The sequence below is a fragment of the Hylemonella sp. P2_B10 genome (assembly GCF_056404875.1).
In genome coordinates this window covers 193,597-214,960 of the sequence record NZ_JBFUDE010000002.1, presented here as the reverse complement: position 1 = coordinate 214,960, position 21,364 = coordinate 193,597, and the positions used below count along the sequence as shown (strand labels likewise).

Annotated in this window: 19 protein-coding genes; 6 read left to right on the top strand and 13 right to left on the bottom strand. The window is 65.1% G+C overall.

The window, feature by feature from the left end; genetic code table 11:
* The first annotated feature begins 19 nt into the window (after positions 1–19).
* Positions 20–1,567 carry a nitrogen regulation protein NR(I) gene (ntrC, locus tag AC1DX2_RS08815; protein ID WP_477195961.1) on the top strand — a complete coding sequence of 516 codons (1,548 nt, stop codon included), beginning with the start codon at positions 20–22 and terminating at the stop codon, positions 1,565–1,567.
* Between the two features lie 26 nt (positions 1,568–1,593).
* Here ntrC and AC1DX2_RS08810 read toward each other — a convergent pair whose 3' ends face one another.
* Positions 1,594–2,514 carry a DUF3667 domain-containing protein gene (locus AC1DX2_RS08810; protein WP_477195960.1) on the bottom strand — a complete coding sequence of 307 codons (921 nt, stop codon included), beginning with the start codon at positions 2,512–2,514 and terminating at the stop codon, positions 1,594–1,596.
* The gene (gene xth, locus AC1DX2_RS08805; RefSeq protein ID WP_477195959.1) at positions 2,511–3,308 is read right to left on the bottom strand and encodes an exodeoxyribonuclease III; all 798 of its coding nucleotides are present in this window, start codon (positions 3,306–3,308) and stop codon (positions 2,511–2,513) included. The genes AC1DX2_RS08810 and xth overlap by 4 nt, the downstream gene beginning before the upstream one ends.
* Before the next feature lie 536 nt (positions 3,309–3,844).
* Here xth and AC1DX2_RS08800 point away from each other — a divergent pair.
* Positions 3,845–6,559, top strand: a complete 2,715-nt coding sequence (locus AC1DX2_RS08800; protein ID WP_477195958.1) for an InlB B-repeat-containing protein — start codon at positions 3,845–3,847, stop codon at positions 6,557–6,559.
* Between the two features lie 77 nt (positions 6,560–6,636).
* On the opposite strand, the gene AC1DX2_RS08795 is transcribed toward AC1DX2_RS08800, so the two are convergent.
* The 8 genes from AC1DX2_RS08795 to AC1DX2_RS08760 all read right to left on the bottom strand — a co-directional run bounded on the left by AC1DX2_RS08795 (position 6,637) and on the right by AC1DX2_RS08760 (position 16,084).
* A complete protein-coding gene (locus AC1DX2_RS08795) occupies positions 6,637–7,242 on the bottom strand; it encodes a hypothetical protein (protein ID WP_477195957.1) in 606 nt (201 codons plus the stop codon).
* Positions 7,243–7,264: 22 nt separating this feature from the next.
* On the bottom strand, positions 7,265–9,040 hold the full coding sequence (locus AC1DX2_RS08790; protein WP_477195956.1) for a putative bifunctional diguanylate cyclase/phosphodiesterase: 1,776 nt from the start codon (positions 9,038–9,040) through the stop codon (positions 7,265–7,267).
* Positions 9,037–9,426, bottom strand: coding sequence for a response regulator (locus tag AC1DX2_RS08785; RefSeq protein WP_477195955.1), 390 nt, complete (start codon positions 9,424–9,426; stop codon positions 9,037–9,039). Before AC1DX2_RS08785 ends, AC1DX2_RS08790 begins: the two co-directional genes overlap by 4 nt.
* Positions 9,427–9,830: 404 nt before the next feature.
* Positions 9,831–13,259 (bottom strand): PAS domain S-box protein, encoded by a 3,429-nt coding sequence (locus AC1DX2_RS08780; protein WP_477195954.1) that lies wholly within the window; start codon positions 13,257–13,259, stop codon positions 9,831–9,833.
* Positions 13,260–13,275: 16 nt separating this feature from the next.
* Positions 13,276–13,869, bottom strand: a complete 594-nt coding sequence (locus AC1DX2_RS08775; RefSeq protein WP_477195953.1) for a DUF4337 domain-containing protein — start codon at positions 13,867–13,869, stop codon at positions 13,276–13,278.
* 1 nt (position 13,870) lies between these two features.
* Positions 13,871–14,365: a dihydrofolate reductase gene (locus AC1DX2_RS08770; RefSeq protein ID WP_477195952.1), complete on the bottom strand. Its 495-nt coding sequence runs from the start codon at positions 14,363–14,365 to the stop codon at positions 13,871–13,873.
* A gap of 7 nt (positions 14,366–14,372) precedes the next feature.
* Positions 14,373–15,257: a DMT family transporter gene (locus tag AC1DX2_RS08765; protein WP_477195951.1), complete on the bottom strand. Its 885-nt coding sequence runs from the start codon at positions 15,255–15,257 to the stop codon at positions 14,373–14,375.
* On the bottom strand, positions 15,254–16,084 hold the full coding sequence (locus AC1DX2_RS08760) for a thymidylate synthase (protein WP_477195950.1): 831 nt from the start codon (positions 16,082–16,084) through the stop codon (positions 15,254–15,256). The genes AC1DX2_RS08765 and AC1DX2_RS08760 overlap by 4 nt, the downstream gene beginning before the upstream one ends.
* Positions 16,085–16,269: 185 nt before the next feature.
* Between AC1DX2_RS08760 and AC1DX2_RS08755 the strand changes: the two genes are divergently transcribed.
* Entirely contained in the window at positions 16,270–17,025 is a 756-nt protein-coding gene (locus tag AC1DX2_RS08755) for a substrate-binding periplasmic protein (RefSeq protein ID WP_477195949.1), read from the top strand.
* A 24-nt stretch (positions 17,026–17,049) separates the two neighbouring features.
* Here AC1DX2_RS08755 and AC1DX2_RS08750 read toward each other — a convergent pair whose 3' ends face one another.
* Positions 17,050–18,492, bottom strand: a complete 1,443-nt coding sequence (locus AC1DX2_RS08750) for an FAD-binding oxidoreductase (RefSeq protein ID WP_477195948.1) — start codon at positions 18,490–18,492, stop codon at positions 17,050–17,052.
* On the bottom strand, positions 18,489–18,878 hold the full coding sequence (locus AC1DX2_RS08745) for a DUF2069 domain-containing protein (protein ID WP_477195947.1): 390 nt from the start codon (positions 18,876–18,878) through the stop codon (positions 18,489–18,491). The genes AC1DX2_RS08750 and AC1DX2_RS08745 overlap by 4 nt, the downstream gene beginning before the upstream one ends.
* A 21-nt stretch (positions 18,879–18,899) precedes the next feature.
* Between AC1DX2_RS08745 and AC1DX2_RS08740 the strand changes: the two genes are divergently transcribed.
* From AC1DX2_RS08740 to AC1DX2_RS08730, 3 genes are read left to right on the top strand one after another with little or no spacing between them, the layout of a single operon-like run.
* On the top strand, positions 18,900–20,114 hold the full coding sequence (locus tag AC1DX2_RS08740; RefSeq protein ID WP_477195946.1) for a YihY family inner membrane protein: 1,215 nt from the start codon (positions 18,900–18,902) through the stop codon (positions 20,112–20,114).
* Complete coding sequence (locus tag AC1DX2_RS08735) at positions 20,111–20,530, top strand: response regulator (protein ID WP_477195945.1); 420 nt, start codon at positions 20,111–20,113, stop codon at positions 20,528–20,530. The genes AC1DX2_RS08740 and AC1DX2_RS08735 overlap by 4 nt, the downstream gene beginning before the upstream one ends.
* Positions 20,531–20,568: 38 nt before the next feature.
* Positions 20,569–20,970 carry a hypothetical protein gene (locus AC1DX2_RS08730; RefSeq protein ID WP_477195944.1) on the top strand — a complete coding sequence of 134 codons (402 nt, stop codon included), beginning with the start codon at positions 20,569–20,571 and terminating at the stop codon, positions 20,968–20,970.
* A gap of 30 nt (positions 20,971–21,000) precedes the next feature.
* On the opposite strand, the gene AC1DX2_RS08725 is transcribed toward AC1DX2_RS08730, so the two are convergent.
* Positions 21,001–21,351: an Mpo1-like protein gene (locus AC1DX2_RS08725; protein WP_477195943.1), complete on the bottom strand. Its 351-nt coding sequence runs from the start codon at positions 21,349–21,351 to the stop codon at positions 21,001–21,003.
* Positions 21,352–21,364 lie beyond the last annotated feature (13 nt).

Sequence of the window (21,364 nt, the reverse complement as noted above, 5' to 3'; positions counted from 1 at the left end):
AGCGAAGCGGCAAGAACACATGAAGCCCATCTGGATAGTGGACGACGATCAATCCATACGCTTTGTGCTGGAAAAAGCCCTGTTGCGCGAGAACCTGCCCACGCGCAGCTTCACCAACCCGCGCGATGTGCTGGCCGCGATGGAGAGCGCCACCGACGAGGACGGCCCGCAAATCCTGGTCAGCGACATCCGCATGCCTGGCGGCTCCGGCCTGGAACTGCTGGACAAGGTGAAGGCGCTGCACCCGGGTCTGCCGGTCATCATCATGACGGCGTTTTCCGATCTGGACAGCGCCGTGTCGGCCTTCCAGGGCGGTGCCTTCGAATACCTGCCCAAGCCGTTTGACCTGCCCAAGGCGGTGGAGCTGATACGCCGTGCGGTGGAGGAAAGCCAGCGCGAGGCGGTGGCCGAGGAACGTATGGTGCAGGCGCCCGAGATGCTGGGCCAGGCCTCGGCCATGCAGGATGTGTTCCGCGCCATCGGGCGCTTGAGCCAGAGCAATGTGACGGTGATGATCACCGGCGAATCCGGCACCGGCAAGGAGCTGGTGGCGCGCGCGCTGCACAAGCACTCACCACGCGCTAACGGGCCCTTCGTGGCGATCAATACCGCGGCCATTCCGAAGGACCTGCTGGAGTCCGAGCTGTTCGGCCACGAGCGCGGTGCCTTCACCGGCGCGCAGACCATGCGCCGCGGCCGTTTCGAGCAGGCTGACGGCGGCACCTTGTTCCTGGACGAGATCGGCGACATGCCGTTCGATCTGCAGACGCGCCTGCTGCGCGTGCTCAGCGACGGTCACTTCTACCGCGTTGGCGGTCACAGTGCCGTCAAGGCGCAGGTGCGCGTGATCGCCGCCACCCACCAGGACCTGGAGCAGCGCGTGAAAGAGGGCGTGTTCCGCGAGGACTTGTTCCACCGCCTGAACGTGATACGCCTGCGTCTGCCGGCACTGCGCGAGCGCAAGGAAGACGTGGGCATGCTGACGCGCCATTTTCTGCAGCAAAGCGCCATGCAGTTGGGTGTGGAGCCCAAGCGCATTTCAGACGCGGCGCTGGCCTGGCTGGGCAATTTTGCCTTCCCGGGCAATGTGCGCCAGCTGGAAAACATCTGCCACTGGCTGACGGTGATGGCACCGGCCCAAACCATAGAGCCCAAGGATCTGCCGCCAGAAATCATGGTCAATGTGCAGGCTCTCGGACTGGCGGGTAGCGATGCCGCCGTGGTGGCAGGCGCCCCAAGTTGGGCCGGTGGCAGTGCCGCGCCTGTGGGCTTGGCCGCCACACCGGTGCGCGCTGACAGCGGGATGGGCGCTGAGGCGACGCCCAGTCACAGCCAGCTTGCCGCGCGCGTCGAGGCCGGTTGGGAGGGCTCGCTCGAGGCCGAGGCCCTGGCCTTGCTGGCAACGGGTCGGCACGATGTGTGGGATGCGCTGACGCGCCGTTTCGAGTCCAAACTGATCCTGACTGCGTTGGCCACCACCAAGGGCCGGCGCATCGAGGCGGCGCAGAAGCTGGGCATTGGCCGCAACACCATCACGCGCAAGATCCAGGAACTGGGGTTGGAGTAAGGGCCCGCCTGCAGCCTGCTACTTGGCTAGATCGACAAGAACGACAGCAGCAGGACCACGATCATCACGCCACCCAGCACCAGGCTGTGCATGACCAGCAGCAGCATGGCGCGCAGCAGCTGCGGCCATAGCCGTCCGCCGAACATGGTGTGCAACGCCAGCACCAGGTAGGCCATCCAACCCAGGGTGACCAGTGGCGGGGTCGACTCTGCGGGCATCCAGTAGACGGCCAGGAGGGTCAGGAAGACGAAGCTGTGCAGGTGCAGCGCAAACAGGAAGTGTTCCGCATAGCCGCGCCGGCGGCGCCAGTACACCAGACGTGTGCTGACAGCGAACGCGGGCACCAGCGCGAACAGCGCGTAAGGCAGTTTGGGCAGAAAGGATGCGCTGAGCCGCTTGCTGCCGTAATCGGGGTCTTTTTGCATGCGCTCAGCCGACGCGTTCGCCCTGGTGACCAGGGGCCGTAACCATGCAGGCCATTCGTCGGCATTGAACTGGTTGGCGCCGGCGCTGGCGCTGGCGCCCTTGCTTGGGCCGGTGGTGACCCTGACTGGTGCACCTCTGGGTGTGTCGGCACTGCGCACACCTTTCGCCGGTGCTTCGCTTTCATCGAAGATCACCAGGTTCGTTGGAAAGATCGCCATGACCAGAAACAACAGAAAACTGATGCTGAAGTACAGCGGCAGCGGACGCACGTAACGGCGCCTGCGGCCCTGCAGAAATTCCACCGTCAGCTTGCCGGGCCGGCAGATCAGCAGCCACAGCGTGCGCCACAGCCGCCCCTCCAGCGTGACGAAGTTCTGGATGTACTCGTGGCCGAATTCGCGCAGCGTCAGCTTGCTGATCACGGTCTCCTGCCCGCATTGCGCGCAGTAGGGCCCGAACACGGGCGCAGCGCAGTTGGGGCAGGCCTCGGGCAGGGTGGGAGTGGGGTCTGGCGTGTTCACACCGCCTGCAACTCCACCACCACCGGCGCGTGATCGCTGGGCCGCTCGTTCTTGCGCGGCACTTTGTCGATCACGCAGCCCTTGACCAGGGCTTTGAGCGGGGTGCTGACCAGGATGTGGTCGATGCGCAGTCCGCGGTTGCGGCGAAAACCCATTTCACGGTAGTCCCACCACGAGTAGCTCTTGGGCGGCTGCTCGAACAGGCGAAAGCTGTCGTGCATGCCCAGCGCCACCAGCGCATTCAATTCGTAGCGCTCTTCGTCGGTGCAATGGATGGTGTCTTTCAGCCCCACCGGGTCCCAGACATCCAGGTCGTCGAAGGTGATGTTGTAGTCGCCCATCAGCACCAGGTTGGGGAACACCTTCAGCTCCTCGCGCACCCAGTCGCGCAGGCCCTTGAGCCAGGCCATCTTGTACTCGAACTTGTCGGTGCCGGGTGCCTGGCCGTTGGGAAAGTAGGCGCCGATCACGCGGATGTTGCCCAGGCCGGCCAACTCGGGCGTGGGCGTGAAGCTGGCGCTGATCACGCGCGACATGTCGTCGGTGAAGACGGGGATGTTCTTCACCACATGGGTGGACTGGTTGCGCGACAGCAGCGCCACGCCGTTGTAGGTCTTCTGGCCGAACCACTCGGCGTGGTAACCGGCGGCGGTGAACTCCTGCACCGGGAACTTGTCGTCCGTCAGCTTCAGTTCCTGCAGCGCCAGCACGTCCACCGGGTTGTCTTGCAGCCATTGCAGCACCTGCGGCAGGCGCACGGCCAGGGAGTTGATGTTCCAGGTGGCGAGTTTCATGGCAAGTAGTTTGTGCGGGGTGGGGGTATCTTAGCGCCCGGCAGAGTGTTCGCACGCGCTGCGCTGGACCCGTCGTGCTGTTGCACCTGGCCATTGCGGGTCCGCAAGGGCATGGCGGGGACAGGCCGGCCGAACCCGAAAATTGGTCGGTCCAATTGTAAAGTAGGCCTGACCACAATACTTTACACACTTATGTGGCTAGTCCACATTGAAAAACTGGCCGGACCACTTTAAAGTCGGGCCTGACCAAAAACAGGTTGCCACTTCACGCGGGTGAAGAGGGCAGCGGCCAGCCACGAAACCCCCCGGAATCCCGTCCGTACCGCGTGGTGGTCGACTGCATCGGGCAACTGAAACAGGAGAAGGCATTGGCGACCGCGAGCGCCGAATCGTGCAGGCCGGGAAGCACAGCATCGTCGATGCCATCAAGACTGGGGCATCTTCAGATTTTTCCGGCACCGAACCCGCGCCCGCGTGCTCGGCGTCATCGTTAAGTCCTGCAGGCTGCTCGCGCGGTCTCAAGAATGGAAAGAGAAATGAACACCGTCAAGAATTGGGCGAGGGGGAACCCTCGCGTCGCACTGCTCATGGCCTGCGTGCTTTTCGTCCTCACGGCTTGCGGCGGAGGCAGTGGGGCCACTGAACCCGCTCCGCCCGCCACTCACTCGGTTTCCTACGAGGTGGAGGGTGTGGTCACACCCAAAGTCCAGGTCAACGATGGCGCGCAACTGACGGCCCCCGCACGGCCGACCCGGGGCAACGCCTATTTCGTGGGCTGGTTCATCGCCGACAAGGGGGATGGCCACATGTGGGATTTCGCGCACGAAACGGTCAAAACCGACCTCGCGCTCAAGGCCAAGTTCGTCGATCTGTCCGCCGCCAATGTGATCCTGGACGCGTACCTCGACGAAGCGAGGCGAACCGCCTTCACCTTCAAGACGTTGCAGGAACTCAAGGCAGCCAACATCGCCGACGGCACCACCGTCAACTTCGCGCCGGGCGTCTACTGGACCGATGACTACAAGGACCCCGCCATCGCCAATACACCGGCGCACCCCGGGCTGGTCGGCATTTCCTTCGCCCAGGCTGGCTTGACCTTCAGGGGGCTGACCTCCAACGCGGATGACGTGCGCATCGCCGGCAACCGGGGCCAGACCATCGGGGCCGACGGCAACTGGAACGTGATCGGTATCGGCACGAACTTCTCCGCCTACAACCTGACCGTTGCCAACTACACCACGGTGGACCTGGTCTTCCCGCGCGATCCGTCGCAGAACCTGGCGAGAAGAACCGATGCGCGGGTGCAGGCGCAGACGATCACCACCGCCACGGGTGTGTCGTCCCTGGACAAGATGTACTTCGAGAACGTCCGCATCATCAGCTTCCTGAACCTGATCGCCATCGGCCCGGTTCGGGCCTATTACAAGAACTCCTATTTCCAGCTGACGGATGACTCGATCGCCGGCGGCGGCACCAACGTCTTCGACAACTGCACGTTCGACTTCTACGGCAGCCACCCGTCGGGCGGCGGTTCGTCGACGATCGCCGCATTCCTGCATTCCACCTTCAACTTCCTCAACGACAGCCCCACCTTCTGGATGTCGAAGAACGGCGGCGGCGGCTGGGTCTTGATCGACAACACGTTCAAGGGACCCAAGGAAGAAATTCGCTGGGAAAACATCCAACGTCCCGACGTCAAGCAGTACATCTTCAACAACCTCTATGCCGATGGAACGCCGGTTGTCTTTGACCCCGCTTACCCGGCGGTGGCCCAGACGCTGACAAGCGAGTCGCTGAAGATCTTCAAGATCGGCGACGAGTACAACGTCTACAACCTGCTCAAGGGCACGGACGGCTGGAACCCGTCGAAACAGGTGTCGAGGAATGACACGGCGTTCAAGTTCACGATGGCGGCCAACTCGACCACCGTGCAGTCGGACGATCCGAGGAATGAGGTTGTCATCACGCCGACCTTTGTGCCCGCCGCCGCCTTCACCTACGCATCGCTGAGCTTCCAGTACGACACGTCGTTGTTCAGTCTGGTCCCCTCGACCGACGGCAAGCTTCACCTGAATGCCCGGCTGAATTCGTCCGGCAAGATCGTCGACTCGGTGGTCAAGGCCACCGCGCCAAACGGCCTCGTGGCGCAGGTCACGCTGCACATGAATCCGCAGACGGTCGCCTCACCCGTCGTCGTGGGCACGCCCTCGATCACCCTGGCCCAGAACACGGCTGCCCTGCAGATCACCTACGACCATCCGGAGTTCACGGACGGCTCGACCATCACCTGGTTCCGGGGCAGCGCCCCGGGGGACAAGGCGGTTCAAGTGGCGGTGACGACGCTTGGCAAGCCCTACAAGAACTACCAGCTCTCCGCCGGCGATATCGGCCAATACCTCACCGCCCTGGTGACACCGAAGTACGAGTTCAGCGCGGCGGCGGCCAGTTCGGTCCAGGTGACGACCGCGAGGGCCATCGCGGCGGGGGATGTCACCAAACCATCCGTGATCTCCACCAACTTCGCCAGTGTCACCTGGACGGGCCATGCGATCAATCAGCCCAACGTCTGGTACGCCGATGCGATCAAGCCGTCCGATGTCAACCAGATCTGGGTGCCGTCAACGGCGACGCCGTGGGCCTATGTGGTGGGTGACAGGGATGGTGCCTTGGGTGTTGTCGGCCTGCAAACCGCCACGCAGGGCGCACGCCTGCTCTACCAACCCCAGGGTTCCTTCTCCGACATGTCCGTCGCGGTGAACCTCACACCTGAGAAGAGCGCGGGGCAGGGCTTTGGCAGCGCGACAGACCAGTACCTCGAGATCTATATCAAGTGGGATCCGGTGACGCAGACCGGCTATGCGCTGCGTTTCCAGCGGCTGGCGACCGACCCGTTGAACGCCAACAAGCCCATCCTGTCTTCGGGGAACTCTGTGCGGGTGTCGATGATCGAGTACGTCAGCGGCGCGCGGACGATCCTGCCGGATTGCTATGTCGAAAGCTCGGTCTACATGCCGGGGGCCCAGGTCGTGTTCAAGCTGACGGGCAATGTGTTGTCCGCGGATGTCGTGACGACATCCCCTCAGACTAACACGCAGGCCGGGTACTCGTTGCCCAACGAGATCCACTTCAAGGCAACTGTGGGCAGCGCCGCCAGCACCCTGGGTGGGTTCGGCTTCCAGTTCACCGGAACCTCGTCCGCGGGCAACAGGACTGAACTGGAGAGCCTCGAGGTGAACCTCAAGTCCCGGTAAGCAGCTCGCCTGCAGCATCCAAGAGTGCCCTCTGTCGAGGGCACTTTTTTTGGCCATGGACATGGCGCGCACGGGCGCTAGAAGGCCTTGAGGTTGAAGAAAGAGCCGTCGGCGGGGAACAACAGGTCGGTGTGCTTGCCGGTGCCAGTCTGTATGCCGTAAATCTTCAGCGTGAATTGCCAGTCGCCTTGGCCAAAGCGCTGCTTGCTGAGTTGCGCCTCACGGGCCCTGGCGTTCTTGAACCGCAGCCGGGCCTGGGGGCCGCTGGTGTCCAGTCCGTTGACGCCAATGGTGTTGGCGGTCCAACCCGAGGTGTTCCACCACAAGCTGCTTTCGGCGTTGGGCGGCACCAGGTCCGGGCGGTTCAGCGGCCATTCGCCCAACTGCACCGAGGCGTGCAGCACCAGCGGTGCGGCCAGGCGCGGCGCCTTCAGCGTCATGTCCAGCATGCCCATGCTGCCCGCAGGATAGGTGTAGCACAGCCACACGTAATGCGCGTCCTGGTGGATGAACAACGTGACGCCATCGGCGACGGTGACCTGCTGCGCCTGCAGTGCCGGGTATTCGGCGCAGTCGCCGTCCACCATCGGCGTGGGGGTCGGGGTTGCCGCTGCGGGCGCCAGTGAGCAGATCAACAACAGGGCGCTGGCGGCGAGCCAGGATGTGCGTGCGAGGCGTTGCATGTGCGCAGGCCCAAGCGGGGGGTTATTGCAGGTTTTTGGGCGCCGGGTGCTGGTCCAGCCAGATCGATACATCGCCGGCCGGCATGGGCTTGCCATGCAGGTAACCCTGAATCTCTTCGCAGCCCATGGCCAGCAGCATGTCGTGCTGTTCCTGGGTTTCCACGCCTTCGGCGATCACGCTCAGGCCCAGGCTGTGCGCCAGCGTGATGACGGCGTTGGCAATCGCCTGGTCGTCCTTGTCGGTGCACAACTGGCGCACGAAGGATTGGTCTATCTTCAGCACGTCCAGCGGAAAGCGCTTCAGGTAGGCCAGGCTGGAGTAACCGGTGCCGAAATCGTCAATCGCCAGCTTCAGGCCCATGCCCTTGAAGCGGCGCAGCAGCTCCAGCGTGTGCTGCAGGTCCAGCATGGCTGTGCCCTCGGTGATCTCCAGCTCCAGCTGCTGCGGCGGCAGGCCAGAGGCCTCCAGCGCCGCCTGCACATGCTGGGCCAGCCGTGGGTCGCCAAATTGGCGCAGCGACAGGTTCACCGCCACCCGCAGCGGCGCCGTGCCGGCAGGCTGCGTAGCCTGCCATGCCACGGCCTGGTTGCAGGCCTCGCGCAGTATCCAGGCGCCCATGTGCACGATCTGGCCGTTGTCCTCGGCCAGCGGGATGAATTTGGCCGGCGACACCAGACCCAGGTCGGCATGGCGCCAACGCATCAGCGCTTCGAAGCCCTTGACCGAGCCGTCCTGTGCCAGCACCTGCGGCTGGAAAAAAGCCACCAGCTCCTGCCGGTCCAACGCGCGGTGCAGGTCGTTGTGCAGGCGAAACGCCACCGACAGTTCCGGCGTCGCCGAGGCGTCGTCGATGGCGATGTGCTGGCCCGATCGGGCACGCGCGGCAGCCAGCGCGCCATCCAGCCGTGCCAGCACCAGGTCGGCCCGGTCGCCGGCTTGTACCTGGGTGCACACGCCCACGGAGATGGAGGGGAAGTGCTCGTGCCCGTCCAGCGGCACCACCTGCTCCATGTGCTGCAGCAGCTCGGCGGCCACCGCATGCGCCTGCAAGCCTTCGGGCCAGGGGGTGGCCAGCACCGCCAGCCGGTCGTCGCCCAGCCGCGCCAGCGTGCAATGGCCGATGGCGGCCAGCGCGCCGCCCGCCTGGCACTGCGCCACCAGGCGGGTTGCCAGCGCGGCCACGTAGGCGTCCATGGGGCCGGCGCCCAGCACCTGGGCCATCTGCGGCAGGTTGTCCAGGCCCAGGGCCAGCAGCACCAGGTTGTGCGCCGCTCCGGTGCCCGTTTGCGGACCGTTGGCCTTGCCCAGCGCGTCGTTCAGCAGCAGCGAGAAGTGGGCGCGGTTGGGCAGGTCGGTGATCTTGTCATAGTGCGTCAGGTGGTGCGCCTGCGCCATCATGCGCCGGGCCGCCGTCTGCTGGGCAGCCGCCTTGTCCAACTGGGCGCGGACGCAGGCCAGCAACTCGTCGCGCTGGAAGGGCTTGGTCAGGTAGTCGTCGGCACCCAGGTTCATGCCTTCGCGCACGTCGCTGCGGTCGGCCTTGGCGGTCAGCAGCACCACCGGGGTGTGGGCGATGGCGGCGTCGGCGCGCACCGCCTTCACCAGCTCGTGGCCGGTCATCTCGGGCATCATCACGTCGCTCAGCACCAGGTCGGGCTGGTGCTGGCGCACCAGCGCCAGCGCAGCGCTGCCATTGGGCGCTGCATGCACCGTGAAGCCCTCCATGCCCAGCAGGCGTATCAGATTGGCGCGGATGTCGGTTTCGTCTTCGGCGATGACGATGGTGCCGCCACTCATTCCCGGCCCTCCTGCGTAGGGGCTGCTGGCAGGTGTTGTTGCAGCACCGCGCGCAACTGCGCGAAGTTGAAAGGCTTGGTCACGTAGCCGCTGGCACCCAGGCGCAGCGCCTCTTCAAGCCGTTCGGGCTCGGCGCTGGCCGACAGGAAGATGAAGGGAATGCGTTGAAGCTGGGGCGTGAGTTGCAGCGCAGCCAGCACCTCCAGGCCATTCATCTGCGGCATCATCACGTCGCAGAAGATCAGGTCAGGGCACTGTGCCCGTGCGGTGTCCAGGCCGGCGCGGCCATCGGCCGCCTCCAGCGCGTCGTGACCTTCCAGCTTGACGAAGCGCACCAGGTTGCCGCGTATCGGGGCCTCGTCCTCAATCACCAAAATCCGCGCCATTGCTTTTTTCTGCTTCCAGCCTCACAGAGTTCGCAGCATTCTATCGCGGCAAGTCATTTCTCTGACGCTGCGGGAGTGCCTTCCGGTCCAGAGCACGATGTTTGGTTTGTGGGGATCAGGCCGACACGGCACTCGGCTCCGCGGCTGTCCCCCGGCCCTTCGGGCCTCCTCCTTGATGCCGCTGCGCCGAATGCCGCACCGACCTGATCCTGCCAACGTGGTAGGCGTGCGGCGCTTCCTCATTTAAGCATTGCGCTTGCCAATTGACCCGATGTCGCTGGGGCGTGTGGCGGAGCGGAATCAAGGAGGAGGGCCGCAGGCCCGGGGGACATCCGCGTAGCCACGCGCGCCAGCGGCGTCGGCAGCCTGAGACCTGTCATCCCAGCGGTATCAGCTGCCAGCCACTAAATGCGTACGGTGAAGCAAGTCCCCTGGCCCGCAGTGCTGGTCACGGAGATGCTGCCGCCATGCAGATCGACAGAGTTCTTGACGATGGCCAGCCCCAGCCCGGTGCCCTGGATGTCGCCCACATTGCTGGCGCGGTGGAAGGACTCGAACAGGTGCGGTATCTCGTCGGCCGGGATGCCTATGCCCTGGTCGGCCACCTCAAACACCCATTGCCCGTCCTGCGGGTAGATGGCAAAACGCACCTGACCGCCCTGCGGCGAGTACTTGATGGCGTTGGACAGCAGGTTGCTGAAGATGTGGCGCAGCAGCTTTTCGTCGAACGGCGCGCTCTCGGGCACGCCGTTGAACTCGGTCAGCACCTCGCAGCGGCTGTCGGGTTGCTGGGTGCGGGCGTCGTCCACCAGGCTGCGGCACAGCGCCGCCAGGTTGACCGGCGCGGGGCGGAACTCCAGCATCTGCGCCTCGGCCTTGCCCAGCAGCAGCACGCGGTCCAGCATGCGCGTCATGCGGTGCACGCCGTTTTCAATGGTGTTGATGACGTCGGCCTTCTCGGCCTCCGGCAGGCGGTCGCCGTAGTACTTCAGCAGCTCGGCCGACGACAGGATGGTGGCCAGCGGCGTGCGGAACTCGTGGCTGGTCATGGCGACGAAACGGGTGCGCAGCTCGTTCAGTTCCTTTTGCTGCTCCAGCGCGGCGCGCGTGTCCTGCTCGGCCTTGCGCCGCTGGGTGATGTCCAGGAAAGTCCAGATCACGCCCGAGCTGGGGTCGTTGCCGCGCACGCAGCGTCCGGCCATCTGCACCCAGAACAGCTCGCCGTTGCGGCGCTTCAGCTGCCGCTCGGTGGAGTAGGTGCCGGTGCTCAGCAGCGCCTGGCGCGTCACCGCGCCCAAGGCCTCCCATTGGGTGTCGTCCACATGGATCATGCGTGAGGATTGGCCGATCAGCTCCTCGCGCTGGTAGCCCACCATCTCGGCGAACTTCTCGTTGACCCAGTCGTGGCGGCGGTTCACCGACAGCACAATGCCCACCAGCGCGCTGTTCAGAATGGCCTCGCGCTCGGAGGAGGTGCGCTGCAGCGTCTCCTCCAGCGCGCGCCGCTGGGTGATGTCGGTCAGCACGCACAAAGCGCCCTGGGTGACGTCGCGCAGGCTCACCGCCTTGACGGACAGCGCCACCCAGATCATCTCGCCGTCGAGGCGGCGCATCTGCAGCTCGGTCTGGTAGGTCCGGCCGCGTGCCAGCGCCTGGCCCACTTCGGCACCCACCTGCAGGTATTGCTCGCGCGACAGGTACACCGGCTCAATGGACTGCAGCCGTTGGTCGCCGGGGTTGGCGCCGAACATGTCGAAGATGGCGCGGTTGCCCCAGCGCAGCCGCCCATCGGCATTCAGGAAGGCGATGCCCACCAGGGTGTTTTCCAGGATGGTCTCGCGCTCTTCCAGCGTCTCCTTCAGTTTCTCTTCAAGCTGCTTGCGTTCGGTAACGTCGGAGAAGAAGGTCAGCGTGGCGGGCGCGCCGTCCCACGGCACCACGGTCACGCCGATGTCTATCCAGCGCACGTCTCCGCTGGGCAGCAGCAGGCGCACCTCGTAGCGGTTGGGCACGTCCTCGCCGGCCAGGCGCCGGCGGCGGCGCTCGTCCACCATGGCGTGGTCGTCCGGGTGCACGCGGTGCAGGTAGCCGTGGCGCATCAGCTCTTCGCGCGAGACCTGCGCCAGTTCGCCCGCGCGGTCGTTGACGAACACGAACTGGCCGTCCTGCACCACCATCATGCCTTCGCCGGAGTGCTCGATGACGGCGCGGTAACGCTCTTCCGAGCGGTGCAGCGCCAGCGTCATCTGCTTGCGTTCGGTGATGTCGCTGAAGAAGGTGATGATGGCCGGCTCGCCGTTCCACGGCACCACGGACACGCCCAGTTCAATCCAGGTGACGCTGCCGTCCTCGAACAGCAGGCGGATCTCGTACTGGGAGGGCACCGCTTCGCCGGCCAGGCGGCGGCGGCCGCGCTCCTGAACCAGGGCATGGTCGTCCGGATGGATGCGGTGGCGGTAACCGACCTTGAGGATCTCCTCTGCGTCCATGCGGGTGATCTCGGCGGCACGCCGGTTGGCATACACCAGCCGCTCGCCCTGCAGCACCACCATGCCCGAGTCCACATGCTCGATGACGGCGCGGTAGCGCTCTTCAGAGCGCTGCAGCGCCTCCACCATGGCCTTGCGCTCGGTGATTTCCGACAGGAAGGTCAGCGTGGCCATGCTGCCTTCCCAGGCCACCGGCGTGGGCCGTATGCTGAGCCAGCGCACCACGCCGTCGTGGCCCACATGGCGGGTCTCGTAGCGCTCCTGGATCTGCTGCTGGGTGCGCAGCTTGGTGCGCAGCTCCAGCACGGCGGCGCGGTCTTCCGGGTGTATCCATTGCACCGGGTCGGCGCCCAGCAGGTCGTCGGGCGGCACGCGCATGATCTCGCTGGCCTGCCGGTTGGCGAACACGATGCGGTTGTTGTGCGCCACGAACATGCCTTCGCCCAGGTGCTCCACCACCGAGCGGTAACGCTCCTCGGAGCGGCGCATGGCTTCCATCATGGCGCGGCGCTCGTCGATGTCGGCAAAGAAGGAGATGGTGGCGGGCTTGCCTTCCCAGGTGGCACGGGTGGCATGGGTCTCCAGCCAGCGCATGCTGCCGTCCTCGTTCAGCCAGCGCAGTTCGTAGCGCTCCACCACCTGCTCGCCGTCCTGGCGGCGGCGCTGGCGGTCGCGCGTGATCTCGCGGTCCTCCGGGTGCAGCCATTGCAGGTAGTCGGCGCCGATCAGGCGCTCGTTGGGCACACGCAGCACTTCGCTGGCCTTGACGTTGGCGAACATCACGGTGCCGTCCTGCACCACCAGCATGCCTTCGCCCAGGTTTTCCACCACCGAGCGGTAGCGCTCCTCGGAATTACGCAGCGACTCCTGCGCGCTGTGGCGCTCGGACACGTCGCGGACGAAGGCGCCAAAGCCCTTGCCGCGGTCGTCGGCGATCTGCCAGATCGACAGCTCCACCGGGAACACGTGGCCGTCCTTGTGCAGCGCCTGGATCTCGATGATGCGGTTCAGCACCCGGGCCACGCCGGTCTGCAGGTAGCGGCGCATGCCCTGTTCATGGGCGTCGCGGTACTCCATGGGGATGATGAGCTCGGACATGCGCCGGCCCAGGGCCTCCTCACGCGTCCAGCCCAGGATGCGCTCGGCACCCGGGTTCCAGTCGGTGACCAGGCCTTCGGTGTTCATGCCCAGCACCGAGTCCGGCGCCGATCCCAACAGGCCCAGCAGGTGGCTTTCGCGCGCCTGCAGCTGGCGCACCGTCTCCACCAGCGCCGCGGTGTCGGCAGAGGTGGCCGGCAACTCGGGGGCCGGCCCCAGCATGGCGAGCTTGTCCGCGCCGGGCATAGCGAGTGCGCCGCCGTTACAGGTGCAGAGCGGCCACTGCGCCCACCGCGATGCCGGCCACGCCGACTGCAAACATGGCGTACTCCAGCCACTTCTTCTTCGTCAGCAATGCAATGGCCGCCAGCGCGATGGCCACCTGCAGCACCGTGGTGGCCTGGGCCCAGCGGTGGTGTTGGTGCATCTGCGCATCGCTTTGCTTGTCCCACTGGGTGGCGTCGGCTTCCAGCTTGTCGGCGGCCACCTTGATGTCGTTCTTTTCCTTCTCATAGCGGTCCACCTTGCCCTGGTAGGCGGCCTTCTTGTCCTCCGGCGCCAGGTCGCGCGCCAGTTCAGCCAGCGACTGCTTGGTGCTCTTGGCCTGGAAGTAATTCCACTGGTTGGAGGCCTCGGTCTTCTTGATGGCCGCGTTGTTCTTGTACAGCCCGGCATTGGCCTGCGTGGCGCCGCCCATGTAGGAGAAGATCGCACCCACGGTGGCGATGACGGCGGTGAACAGGGCGATCTGGTTGATCATGGCGCCGGCAACACCATGGTCGCCATGGCCGCCTTGCGTGGCATGCTCCATTTCGTGGTCATGCGGCCCATGCACATGAAAACCGTGTCCTGACATATCAAACTCTCCAGTGGCGTGTGTAGGTGACGAAGCTGAACTTTAAACCGTTGGCGGCCGTGTGCGGCTCGCGCGCGGTTTCAGTCCACTGTGGACCGAATTGTGGGGCATGCGCGTCACCCTCGAATTCGGCGTCGATTTCGGTCACCACAGCGCCATGTGCCAGGGGCTCGGCCAGCGCGTAGATTTGCGCCCCGCCCAATACCCAGGCGGTGGCATCTGGCGGGCACAGCGCCAGGGCTTCTGTCAGCGTGCCGGCGCGCAACGCGCCCGGTGCCACCCAATCGGCCTGGCGGGTGATGACGATGTTCTGCCGGCCCTGCAACGGCCGGAACTTGGGCGGAATGGAATCCCAGGTCTTGCGCCCCATGATGACCGGGTGGCCCATGGTGGTGCGCTTCAAATGCGCCATGTCCTCCGGCAAATGCCAGGGCATGGCGTTGTCGCGGCCAATGACGCCGTTGCGGTCGCGGGCGAAGATCAGGTTCAGTTTCATGGAAGTGTCACGGTTTTGCGGGTTGACGGGATGGCACCAGCACGGCCGCAATCGCCGCCATGACGAAGGCGATGGCCACAAAGTCCTCCCAGTGCGGCCATTCGCCGACGATCAGCGTGGCGCTCAGCGTACCCACCAGCGGCACCGCCATCACGCTGATGCCGCTGGTGGCAGCCGGCAGGTTGCGTGCCAGGCCGAACCAGATGATCTGCGCAAAGCCGTAGTTGACCACCACCGCATACACCAGGCTGAGCCACATGGGGCTTGAAAACTGCCACCGCGGCCAGGCCTCGAAGCTGAATGCCAGCAGCCACAGGCAGGCGCTGGTGAAGATCATCATCCACACGGTCAGGGCCTCCATGGACAATGTCAACCGGGCACGGCGCATCATCAGCGTGCCGATGGCCCAGCTCAGCGCGGCGAACTGCATCCACAGGATGCCCACCGGCCGACCCGACAGGGCAGTGATCTCGTGCGAGATCAGCAGGCCCACGCTGATGGCCACGGCCGTGACGGCAAATGCGACCCGCCGCGTCAGACGTTCGCCCAGGAACAGGATGCTGATCAGCACCGCCCAGATCGGCATGGTGAAGCCCAGGATGGCGGCCCGGCCGGAGGCGAGCTGTTGCACCCCCATGACCGCCGCCGCATGCCAGGCCAGCATGTTGGGCAGGCCCAGCGAGCCTATGGCCAGCCATTCCTTGCCGACCGGTGCCAGGCGCACACCGCGCGCGCGGTAAAACAGGTACAGCCACAGCGCACCACCGGTCATGGTCAGCGCGCGGAAATACAGCGGCGACAGTTCGCGCAGCGACAGCTTCATCATCGGCCAATTGACGCCCCACATCAGCGTGAGCGCGACCAGGCCCCAAAGCTGGCGGCGTGAGATCACACGGCAACCGGTGCTTTGATGGCGGCATGGCTTTGGTAGTCCAGCACCTCGAAATCCTCAAACGCGTAATCGAGTATCGAAGGCGGGCGGCGCTTGATGTGCAGTGTGGGGTAGGGCAGCGGTGCGCGGCTGAGCTGCAGGTCCACCTGTTCCTGGTGGTTGCTGTAGATGTGGCAGTCGCCGCCGGTCCAGATGAAGTCGCCGACGTCCAGATCGCACTGCTGGGCGACCATGTGCGTCAGCAACGCGTAGCTGGCGATGTTGAACGGCACGCCCAGGAAGATATCGGCGCTGCGCTGGTACAGCTGGCAAGACAACTTGCCGCGGCCGCCCGCCGCCTGCGCCGGTGCGACGTAGAACTGGAAGAAGGCGTGACAAGGCATCAGCGCCATCTTGTCCAACTCAGCCACGTTCCAGGCGCTGACGATGATGCGGCGCGAGTCCGGGTTGCTCTTCAGGGTTTGTATGACCTGGGCGATCTGGTCGATGTGGCCGCCATCGGGTGTGGGCCAGCTGCGCCATTGCACGCCATAGACCGGGCCCAGGTCGCCATCGGGGCGGGCCCATTCGTCCCAGATGCTGACGCCGCGCTCTTTCAGCCAGTTGTTGTTGCTTGATCCGGTCAGGAACCACAGCAGTTCCTGGATGATGGAGCGCAGGTGCACCTTCTTGGTGGTGACCAGCGGAAACCCCTCGTTCAGGTCAAACCGCATCTGGTGGCCAAACACGCTCTTGGTGCCGGTGCCGGTGCGGTCGCTCTTGGCCACGCCATGCTCATTGACATGGCGCATGAAATCTTCGTATTGGGAGCGCGTGGGGCGGGTCATGGGCGGGTAGCGATGGTCAAAAGAGGGGGCTTGCGCGCATTTTCGCCGCATTTTGCCTGGGCTGGCCGGCACGTTTGTCGCCCATATAAACCGGAAACCACTCACGCAGCCAAATCATTGGCAAAATCGCCCTATCGTTGGTGAGGTGGTGCGTCAGAGCACCGCCCAAGAGAACAGAGTATTTCATGACTTGTTGGACAGCGCGCCCTATGGCGCGCGCCATTGCGCTGCTGCTGTTGGCGCTGCCCGTCTGCGCCGTGGCGGCCAAGGACCAGGCTGCTGCCTATGTGGTGGGGGTGCAGGATCTGGACTACTACCCGATCTATGCCACCGACCCCGCGGGGCGATACAGCGGCTATGCCCGCGAGCTGCTGGATTTGTTTGCCAGGCGCAGTGGCATTCGCTTGGTGTACCAGGTGCGCCCCGTCAAGCGGTTGGTAGGCGAATTCGTGGCCGGCCAGGTGGACTTCATGTTCCCGGACAATCCACGCTGGGATGCCGTGGCCAAGCAGGGCAAGGCGGTGGTGTACTCGCAGCCGGCGGTCACGTTCCAGGACGCGGTGATGGTGTTGCCCGACCATGCGGGCCGCAAGTTGCGGTCGCTGGGCATCGTGCATGGCTTCACGGCCTGGAAATTTCTGCCAGACATTTCGGCGGGCAGGTTGAGCCTGCAAGAGGCGCCTGGCCCGAAGAATCTGGTGGACATGGCCCTGCTGGGCCGCGTGGACGGTGTGAACCTGGCCCAGCAGGTGGCGCAGTACCACTTGAAGGGCATGAGCAAACCCGGAGCATTGGTGCCCGACTTGAGCTTGATGCCCCAGGTGAACAGCCAGTACCACTTGTCCAGCATACGCCACCCGGACATCATCCAGCGGTTTGATCAGTTCCTGCAGACCGAGCGCGCCGAGGTGGTGGCCCTGAAATTCAAGTATGGCTTGTAACGGGCCAACCGGCGGACGTTTTGCTCACAGCGCCACCACCCGACCCGGGTTCAGCAGGCCTTGCGGGTCCAGCGCACGCTTGACGGCGCGCATCATGTCCAGCGCCACCGCCGGCTTGTAGTCGGGCAGGTAGTCGCGCTTGAAGGCGCCTATGCCGTGCTCGGCCGAGATCGAGCCGCTGTGGCGGGTGACGGCGTCATACACCAGGCGGTTCACCGACGCCTCGTGCTGCGCCATGAAGTCTGCGGCTGGCATGTCCACCGGCGCCTGCACGTTGTAGTGCAGGTTGCCGTCACCCAGGTGGCCGAAATTGACCATGCGCACGCCCGGCACCAGCGCCTGCAGGGCGGCATCGGTTTCTTGCACGAAGGCCACCACGCGTGAGATCGGCACCGAGATGTCGTGCTTGATGTTGGGGCCTTCCTTCACCTGCGCCAGCGGGATGCTCTCGCGCACATGCCACAGCTGGCGTGCCTGCGTCAGGCTTTCGGCCACCACGGCGTCCACCACGCAGCCGGCCTCCAGGGCCAGCTCCATCAGGTGCTCGAAGCGCGTGCGTGCATGCGCTTCCGACTCATGGTCGGAATTCTCCAGCAGCACATGCCAGGGCGCGTCCATCTGGGCTGTGAAGGGCTGGCGCATGGCCGGGAAGTGCCTGGCCACCAGGCTCAGGGCAAACTGCTCCATCACCTCAAAGCCGGTCAGCCCCGGGCCCAGGTGCTGGTGCGCCAGTGCCAGCAGCTGCACCGCCGCTTCCAGCGACGGCACCACGGCCCAGGCGGTGAGTTGCGCGGCCGGCAGCGGGTACAGCTTCAGGGTGGCGGCGGTGATGATGCCCAGCGTGCCTTCGCTGCCCACCAGCAGGTCGCGCAGGTCATAGCCGGTGTTGTCCTTGCGCAGGCCGGTCAGGCCGTGCCAGACCTCGCCCTGTGGTGTCACCACCTCTAGCCCCAGGCACAGGTCGCGCGCGTTGCCATACCGCACCACCTGGGTGCCGCCGGCATTGGTGCCCAGGTTGCCGCCCAGCGTGCACGAGCCCTCGGCGGCCAGGCTCAAGGGGAACAGCAGGTCGGCATTGGCGGCGGTTTCCTGCAGGTTTTGCAGGATGCAGCCGGCCTCGGCCGTCATCGTCAGGTTGGCGACGTCGAGCTCGCGCACGGCGTTCATGCGCTTGAGGCTGAGCACGATCTGGCGCCCGCTGGTGTCAGGCACCGAGCCGCCGTTCAGGCTGGTGTTGCCGCCCTGCGGCACCAGGGCCAGTTGCGAATCGGGATGCGCCGCGCGGTAGGCGGCGCACAGCGTCACCACCTGGGCCACCTCGTCGGTGCTGGCCGGTTGCACCACGGCCAGGGCCTTGCCCTGGGCGCGCTGGCGCCAGTCCTGCTCCCAGGCGCTGAGATCGCCCTCGGTGAACACGTGGGCGGCGCCGACCACGTGGCGCAACGAATCCAGCAGGTGGTGCATCATGGTGTGCTTGGCTCCGGCGGGGTGGCACGCGGCGCGGCCAGGCGCAGCCGCACATGCAGTGCGCAGGCAATGAACAGCAGCAGGCACAGCAGCACTTCCACCAGGCCCAGGTAGTTGCCGGGCGGCTTGTCGCTGTAGCCACGCACCACGCCTTCGGTGAAGTACAGCCACACCATCAGGCTGACCCAGCGGTAGGTGTACATGCGGTGCTTCAGCAGTCCGGCCAGCGGAATGCACAGCGGCAGGGCTTTCAGCGCCAGCCAGGAGCCGCCCGGGCGCAGCGGTGCCCAGAACAGCTCCCAGCCCAGGCTGAGGGCGATCAGGCCCAGCAGGCTGCTGACGGCCAGGGTGCGGGTGAGGTCAACGGTATTCAGAGGGGGCTTCATCTCGATGGCATCATAGCGGCCATGCCATCCATGCAGCGTTTCCATCTCTGGCTCAGGGATTTGTCGCGTTTTCCCTGGCGCAGCACCATTGAGGTGCTGCGCGAGCGCTTTCGCGAAGACCGCCTGGGCCTGACGGCCAGCAGCCTGACCTTCACCACCACCATCGCGCTGGTGCCGGTGCTGACGGTGGCGCTGGCCGTGTTCACCGCCTTTCCGGTGTTTTCCACCTTTCAGGCGGTGCTGCAGAAGTGGCTGGTAGACAGCCTGATCCCGGCCGACATCTCGCGCCAGGTGCTGGGCTACCTGACGCAGTTTTCCAGCAAGGCCAGCAAGCTGGGCCTCTTTGGTGGGGTGTTCCTGCTGGCCACCGCCACGGCGCTGATCTTCACCATAGACCGCACGCTGAACAACATCTGGCGCGTGCGCCGGCTGCGCTCCTTCGGCCAGCGGGTCATCATCTACTGGGCCGCCATCACGCTGGGGCCGCTGCTGCTGGCCGCCAGCCTGACCATGACCACCTACCTGGTCAGCGCCTCGCGCGGCCTGGTGGGCGCCATGCCGGGCTCGCTGCGCGTGTTCTGGGACCTGCTGGAATTCCTGCTGCTGGCCGGCGGCATGTCGGCGCTGTACCACTACGTGCCCAACACCGTGGTCAAGTGGGGCCACGCCTGGACCGGTGGCCTGTTCGTCGCCGCCGGCATCGAGGTGGCCAAGCGGCTGCTGACCTTGTACCTGGGCGCAATGCCCACCTATTCCATGGTGTATGGCGCCTTTGCCATCGTGCCCATCCTGCTGGTGTGGATCTATGTGGCCTGGGTCATCGTGCTGCTGGGCGCGGTGGTGGCGGCCTACCTGCCCAGCCTGCTGGCCGGCGTGGCGCGCCGGGCCAGCGCCTACGGCTGGCAGTTTCAGCTGGCGCTGGAATTGCTGCGCGAGCTGGACCGGGCCAGCACCACAGACACCAAGGGCTTGGGCATGATGGCCTTGGTGGAGCGCCTGCAGGTGGAGGCGCCACAGCTGGAGCCCGTGCTCGAAGCCCTGGCCCAGCTGGACTGGGTGGCGCAGGTGGCTGAGACAGAGCCCGGGCGCGAAGCCCGTTATATTCTGCTGGTCGACCCCGACAACTGCCGCCTGGCGCCGCTGATGGCCCAGTTGCTTCTGCCGCAGGAGGAAACCACGCGCGCGTTGTGGGGCGGTGAAAAATGGCAGGCCATCACATTGAGGGAGGTATTGTGAGTCAGAGTGCCAACGCCGTCCGGCTGCTGGTGGTGGAGGACATGGAGGAGATGCGCAACATCGTGCGCCGGTTGCTGACCGCCATGGGCTACACCGAAGTCGAGTTGGCCCGCAACGGCGAGGAAGCCTGGGCCATGCTGCACGCGCGCTCGTTTGACGTCGTGCTGTGCGACTGGAACATGCCCAAGATGTCGGGCCGCGAGTTGCTGGAGAAGGTGCGCGCCCACCCCAAGCTGATGGGCTTGCCCTTCATCATGATCACCGGCGAAAACACCTCCGGCCAGGTGAAGGACGCCATTGCCGGTGGCGTGACGGACTTCATCGTCAAGCCGTTCACGCTGGCGCTGCTGGAGCAACGCCTGCTGAAGGCGTTGAGCTTGCAGTTGCCGCCATTGAGCGATGGTACGGGTCTGTGAAAACCGGATTGAGAGCCTTTCAGCCATGGGTTAGTTGTTTGCTGATCTTGACCGCCGTCTCGGCACTGACGGCTTGCTCCACCGGCTTTGGGATCACGGCTTCCGGTCAGCTTGGCGAGTCGATTCACTTCCGGTTTCATGCGCTTACCGACCCGGCAAAGCCTATTCAGGTTAAGGTCGAGGAAGTCGTCGTCCAAGAGAATGCAAGTGGCAATGACTGGGTCATTGTTTGGAGGCTTCGACGCAGCAGCGTGCGTGTTGAAATGCTGACCTATGGCGAGCCCGTGGAAGGTGCATCAGTCGTGACGGCCCCGAGTCCGCTGCGCGTCAACACCCGGTACCGGATGTTGGTTTCTGGCGAGCCCGGCTTGACGCAGTACGGCAACTCAGTGGTCTATTTTTCTATCGACGCGTCTGGCAAGGCTCTGGAAGGGCGATGACGGCGGTCCATGGGCTACCTGACTCAGATGTCAGATCTTGACCTTGCCGCTCCAGATGTCCTTGTACATCACCCAGTCACCCATGAAGCTGTACAGCGGCCGCTTGAACGAGGCCGGCTTGTTCTTCTCGAAACCGAAGTGCCCCACCCAGGCAAAGCCGTAACCGCACATCAGCGCGACCGGTAACCACAGCAGGTTACCTGTGACAAAGATCATCGCGACGCAGGCCAGCGACAGCGTGGAGCCGGCGAAGTGCAGGCGCCGACAGGTCAGGTTGCTGTGTTCGGTCAGGTAAAACGGGTAGAACTCGGCAAAGCTCTTCATCGCCTTGGGGTTGGGCGCGGCGATGACGGTGGCTTCGCTGCTGGTGGCGGTGTTCATGAGGCGGTCTCCT

What these genes read in the sequence shown, in the direction of transcription:
- AC1DX2_RS08785 (WP_477195955.1), bottom strand. Translation starts at nt 9,426, where the DNA reads ATGGCGCGGATTTTGGTGATTGAGGACGAGGCCCCGATACGCGGCAAC.
- AC1DX2_RS08745 (WP_477195947.1), bottom strand. Translation starts at nt 18,878, where the DNA reads ATGAAGCCCCCTCTGAATACCGTTGACCTCACCCGCACCCTGGCCGTC.
- ntrC (WP_477195961.1), top strand. Translation starts at nt 20, where the DNA reads ATGAAGCCCATCTGGATAGTGGACGACGATCAATCCATACGCTTTGTG.
- AC1DX2_RS08725 (WP_477195943.1), bottom strand. Translation starts at nt 21,351, where the DNA reads ATGAACACCGCCACCAGCAGCGAAGCCACCGTCATCGCCGCGCCCAAC.
- AC1DX2_RS08775 (WP_477195953.1), bottom strand. Translation starts at nt 13,869, where the DNA reads ATGTCAGGACACGGTTTTCATGTGCATGGGCCGCATGACCACGAAATG.
- AC1DX2_RS08755 (WP_477195949.1), top strand. Translation starts at nt 16,270, where the DNA reads ATGACTTGTTGGACAGCGCGCCCTATGGCGCGCGCCATTGCGCTGCTG.
- AC1DX2_RS08740 (WP_477195946.1), top strand. Translation starts at nt 18,900, where the DNA reads ATGCCATCCATGCAGCGTTTCCATCTCTGGCTCAGGGATTTGTCGCGT.
- AC1DX2_RS08790 (WP_477195956.1), bottom strand. Translation starts at nt 9,040, where the DNA reads ATGAGTGGCGGCACCATCGTCATCGCCGAAGACGAAACCGACATCCGC.
- AC1DX2_RS08780 (WP_477195954.1), bottom strand. Translation starts at nt 13,259, where the DNA reads ATGCCCGGCGCGGACAAGCTCGCCATGCTGGGGCCGGCCCCCGAGTTG.
- AC1DX2_RS08770 (WP_477195952.1), bottom strand. Translation starts at nt 14,365, where the DNA reads ATGAAACTGAACCTGATCTTCGCCCGCGACCGCAACGGCGTCATTGGC.
- AC1DX2_RS08795 (WP_477195957.1), bottom strand. Translation starts at nt 7,242, where the DNA reads ATGCAACGCCTCGCACGCACATCCTGGCTCGCCGCCAGCGCCCTGTTG.
- AC1DX2_RS08760 (WP_477195950.1), bottom strand. Translation starts at nt 16,084, where the DNA reads ATGACCCGCCCCACGCGCTCCCAATACGAAGATTTCATGCGCCATGTC.
- AC1DX2_RS08800 (WP_477195958.1), top strand. Translation starts at nt 3,845, where the DNA reads ATGAACACCGTCAAGAATTGGGCGAGGGGGAACCCTCGCGTCGCACTG.
- xth (WP_477195959.1), bottom strand. Translation starts at nt 3,308, where the DNA reads ATGAAACTCGCCACCTGGAACATCAACTCCCTGGCCGTGCGCCTGCCG.
- AC1DX2_RS08750 (WP_477195948.1), bottom strand. Translation starts at nt 18,492, where the DNA reads ATGATGCACCACCTGCTGGATTCGTTGCGCCACGTGGTCGGCGCCGCC.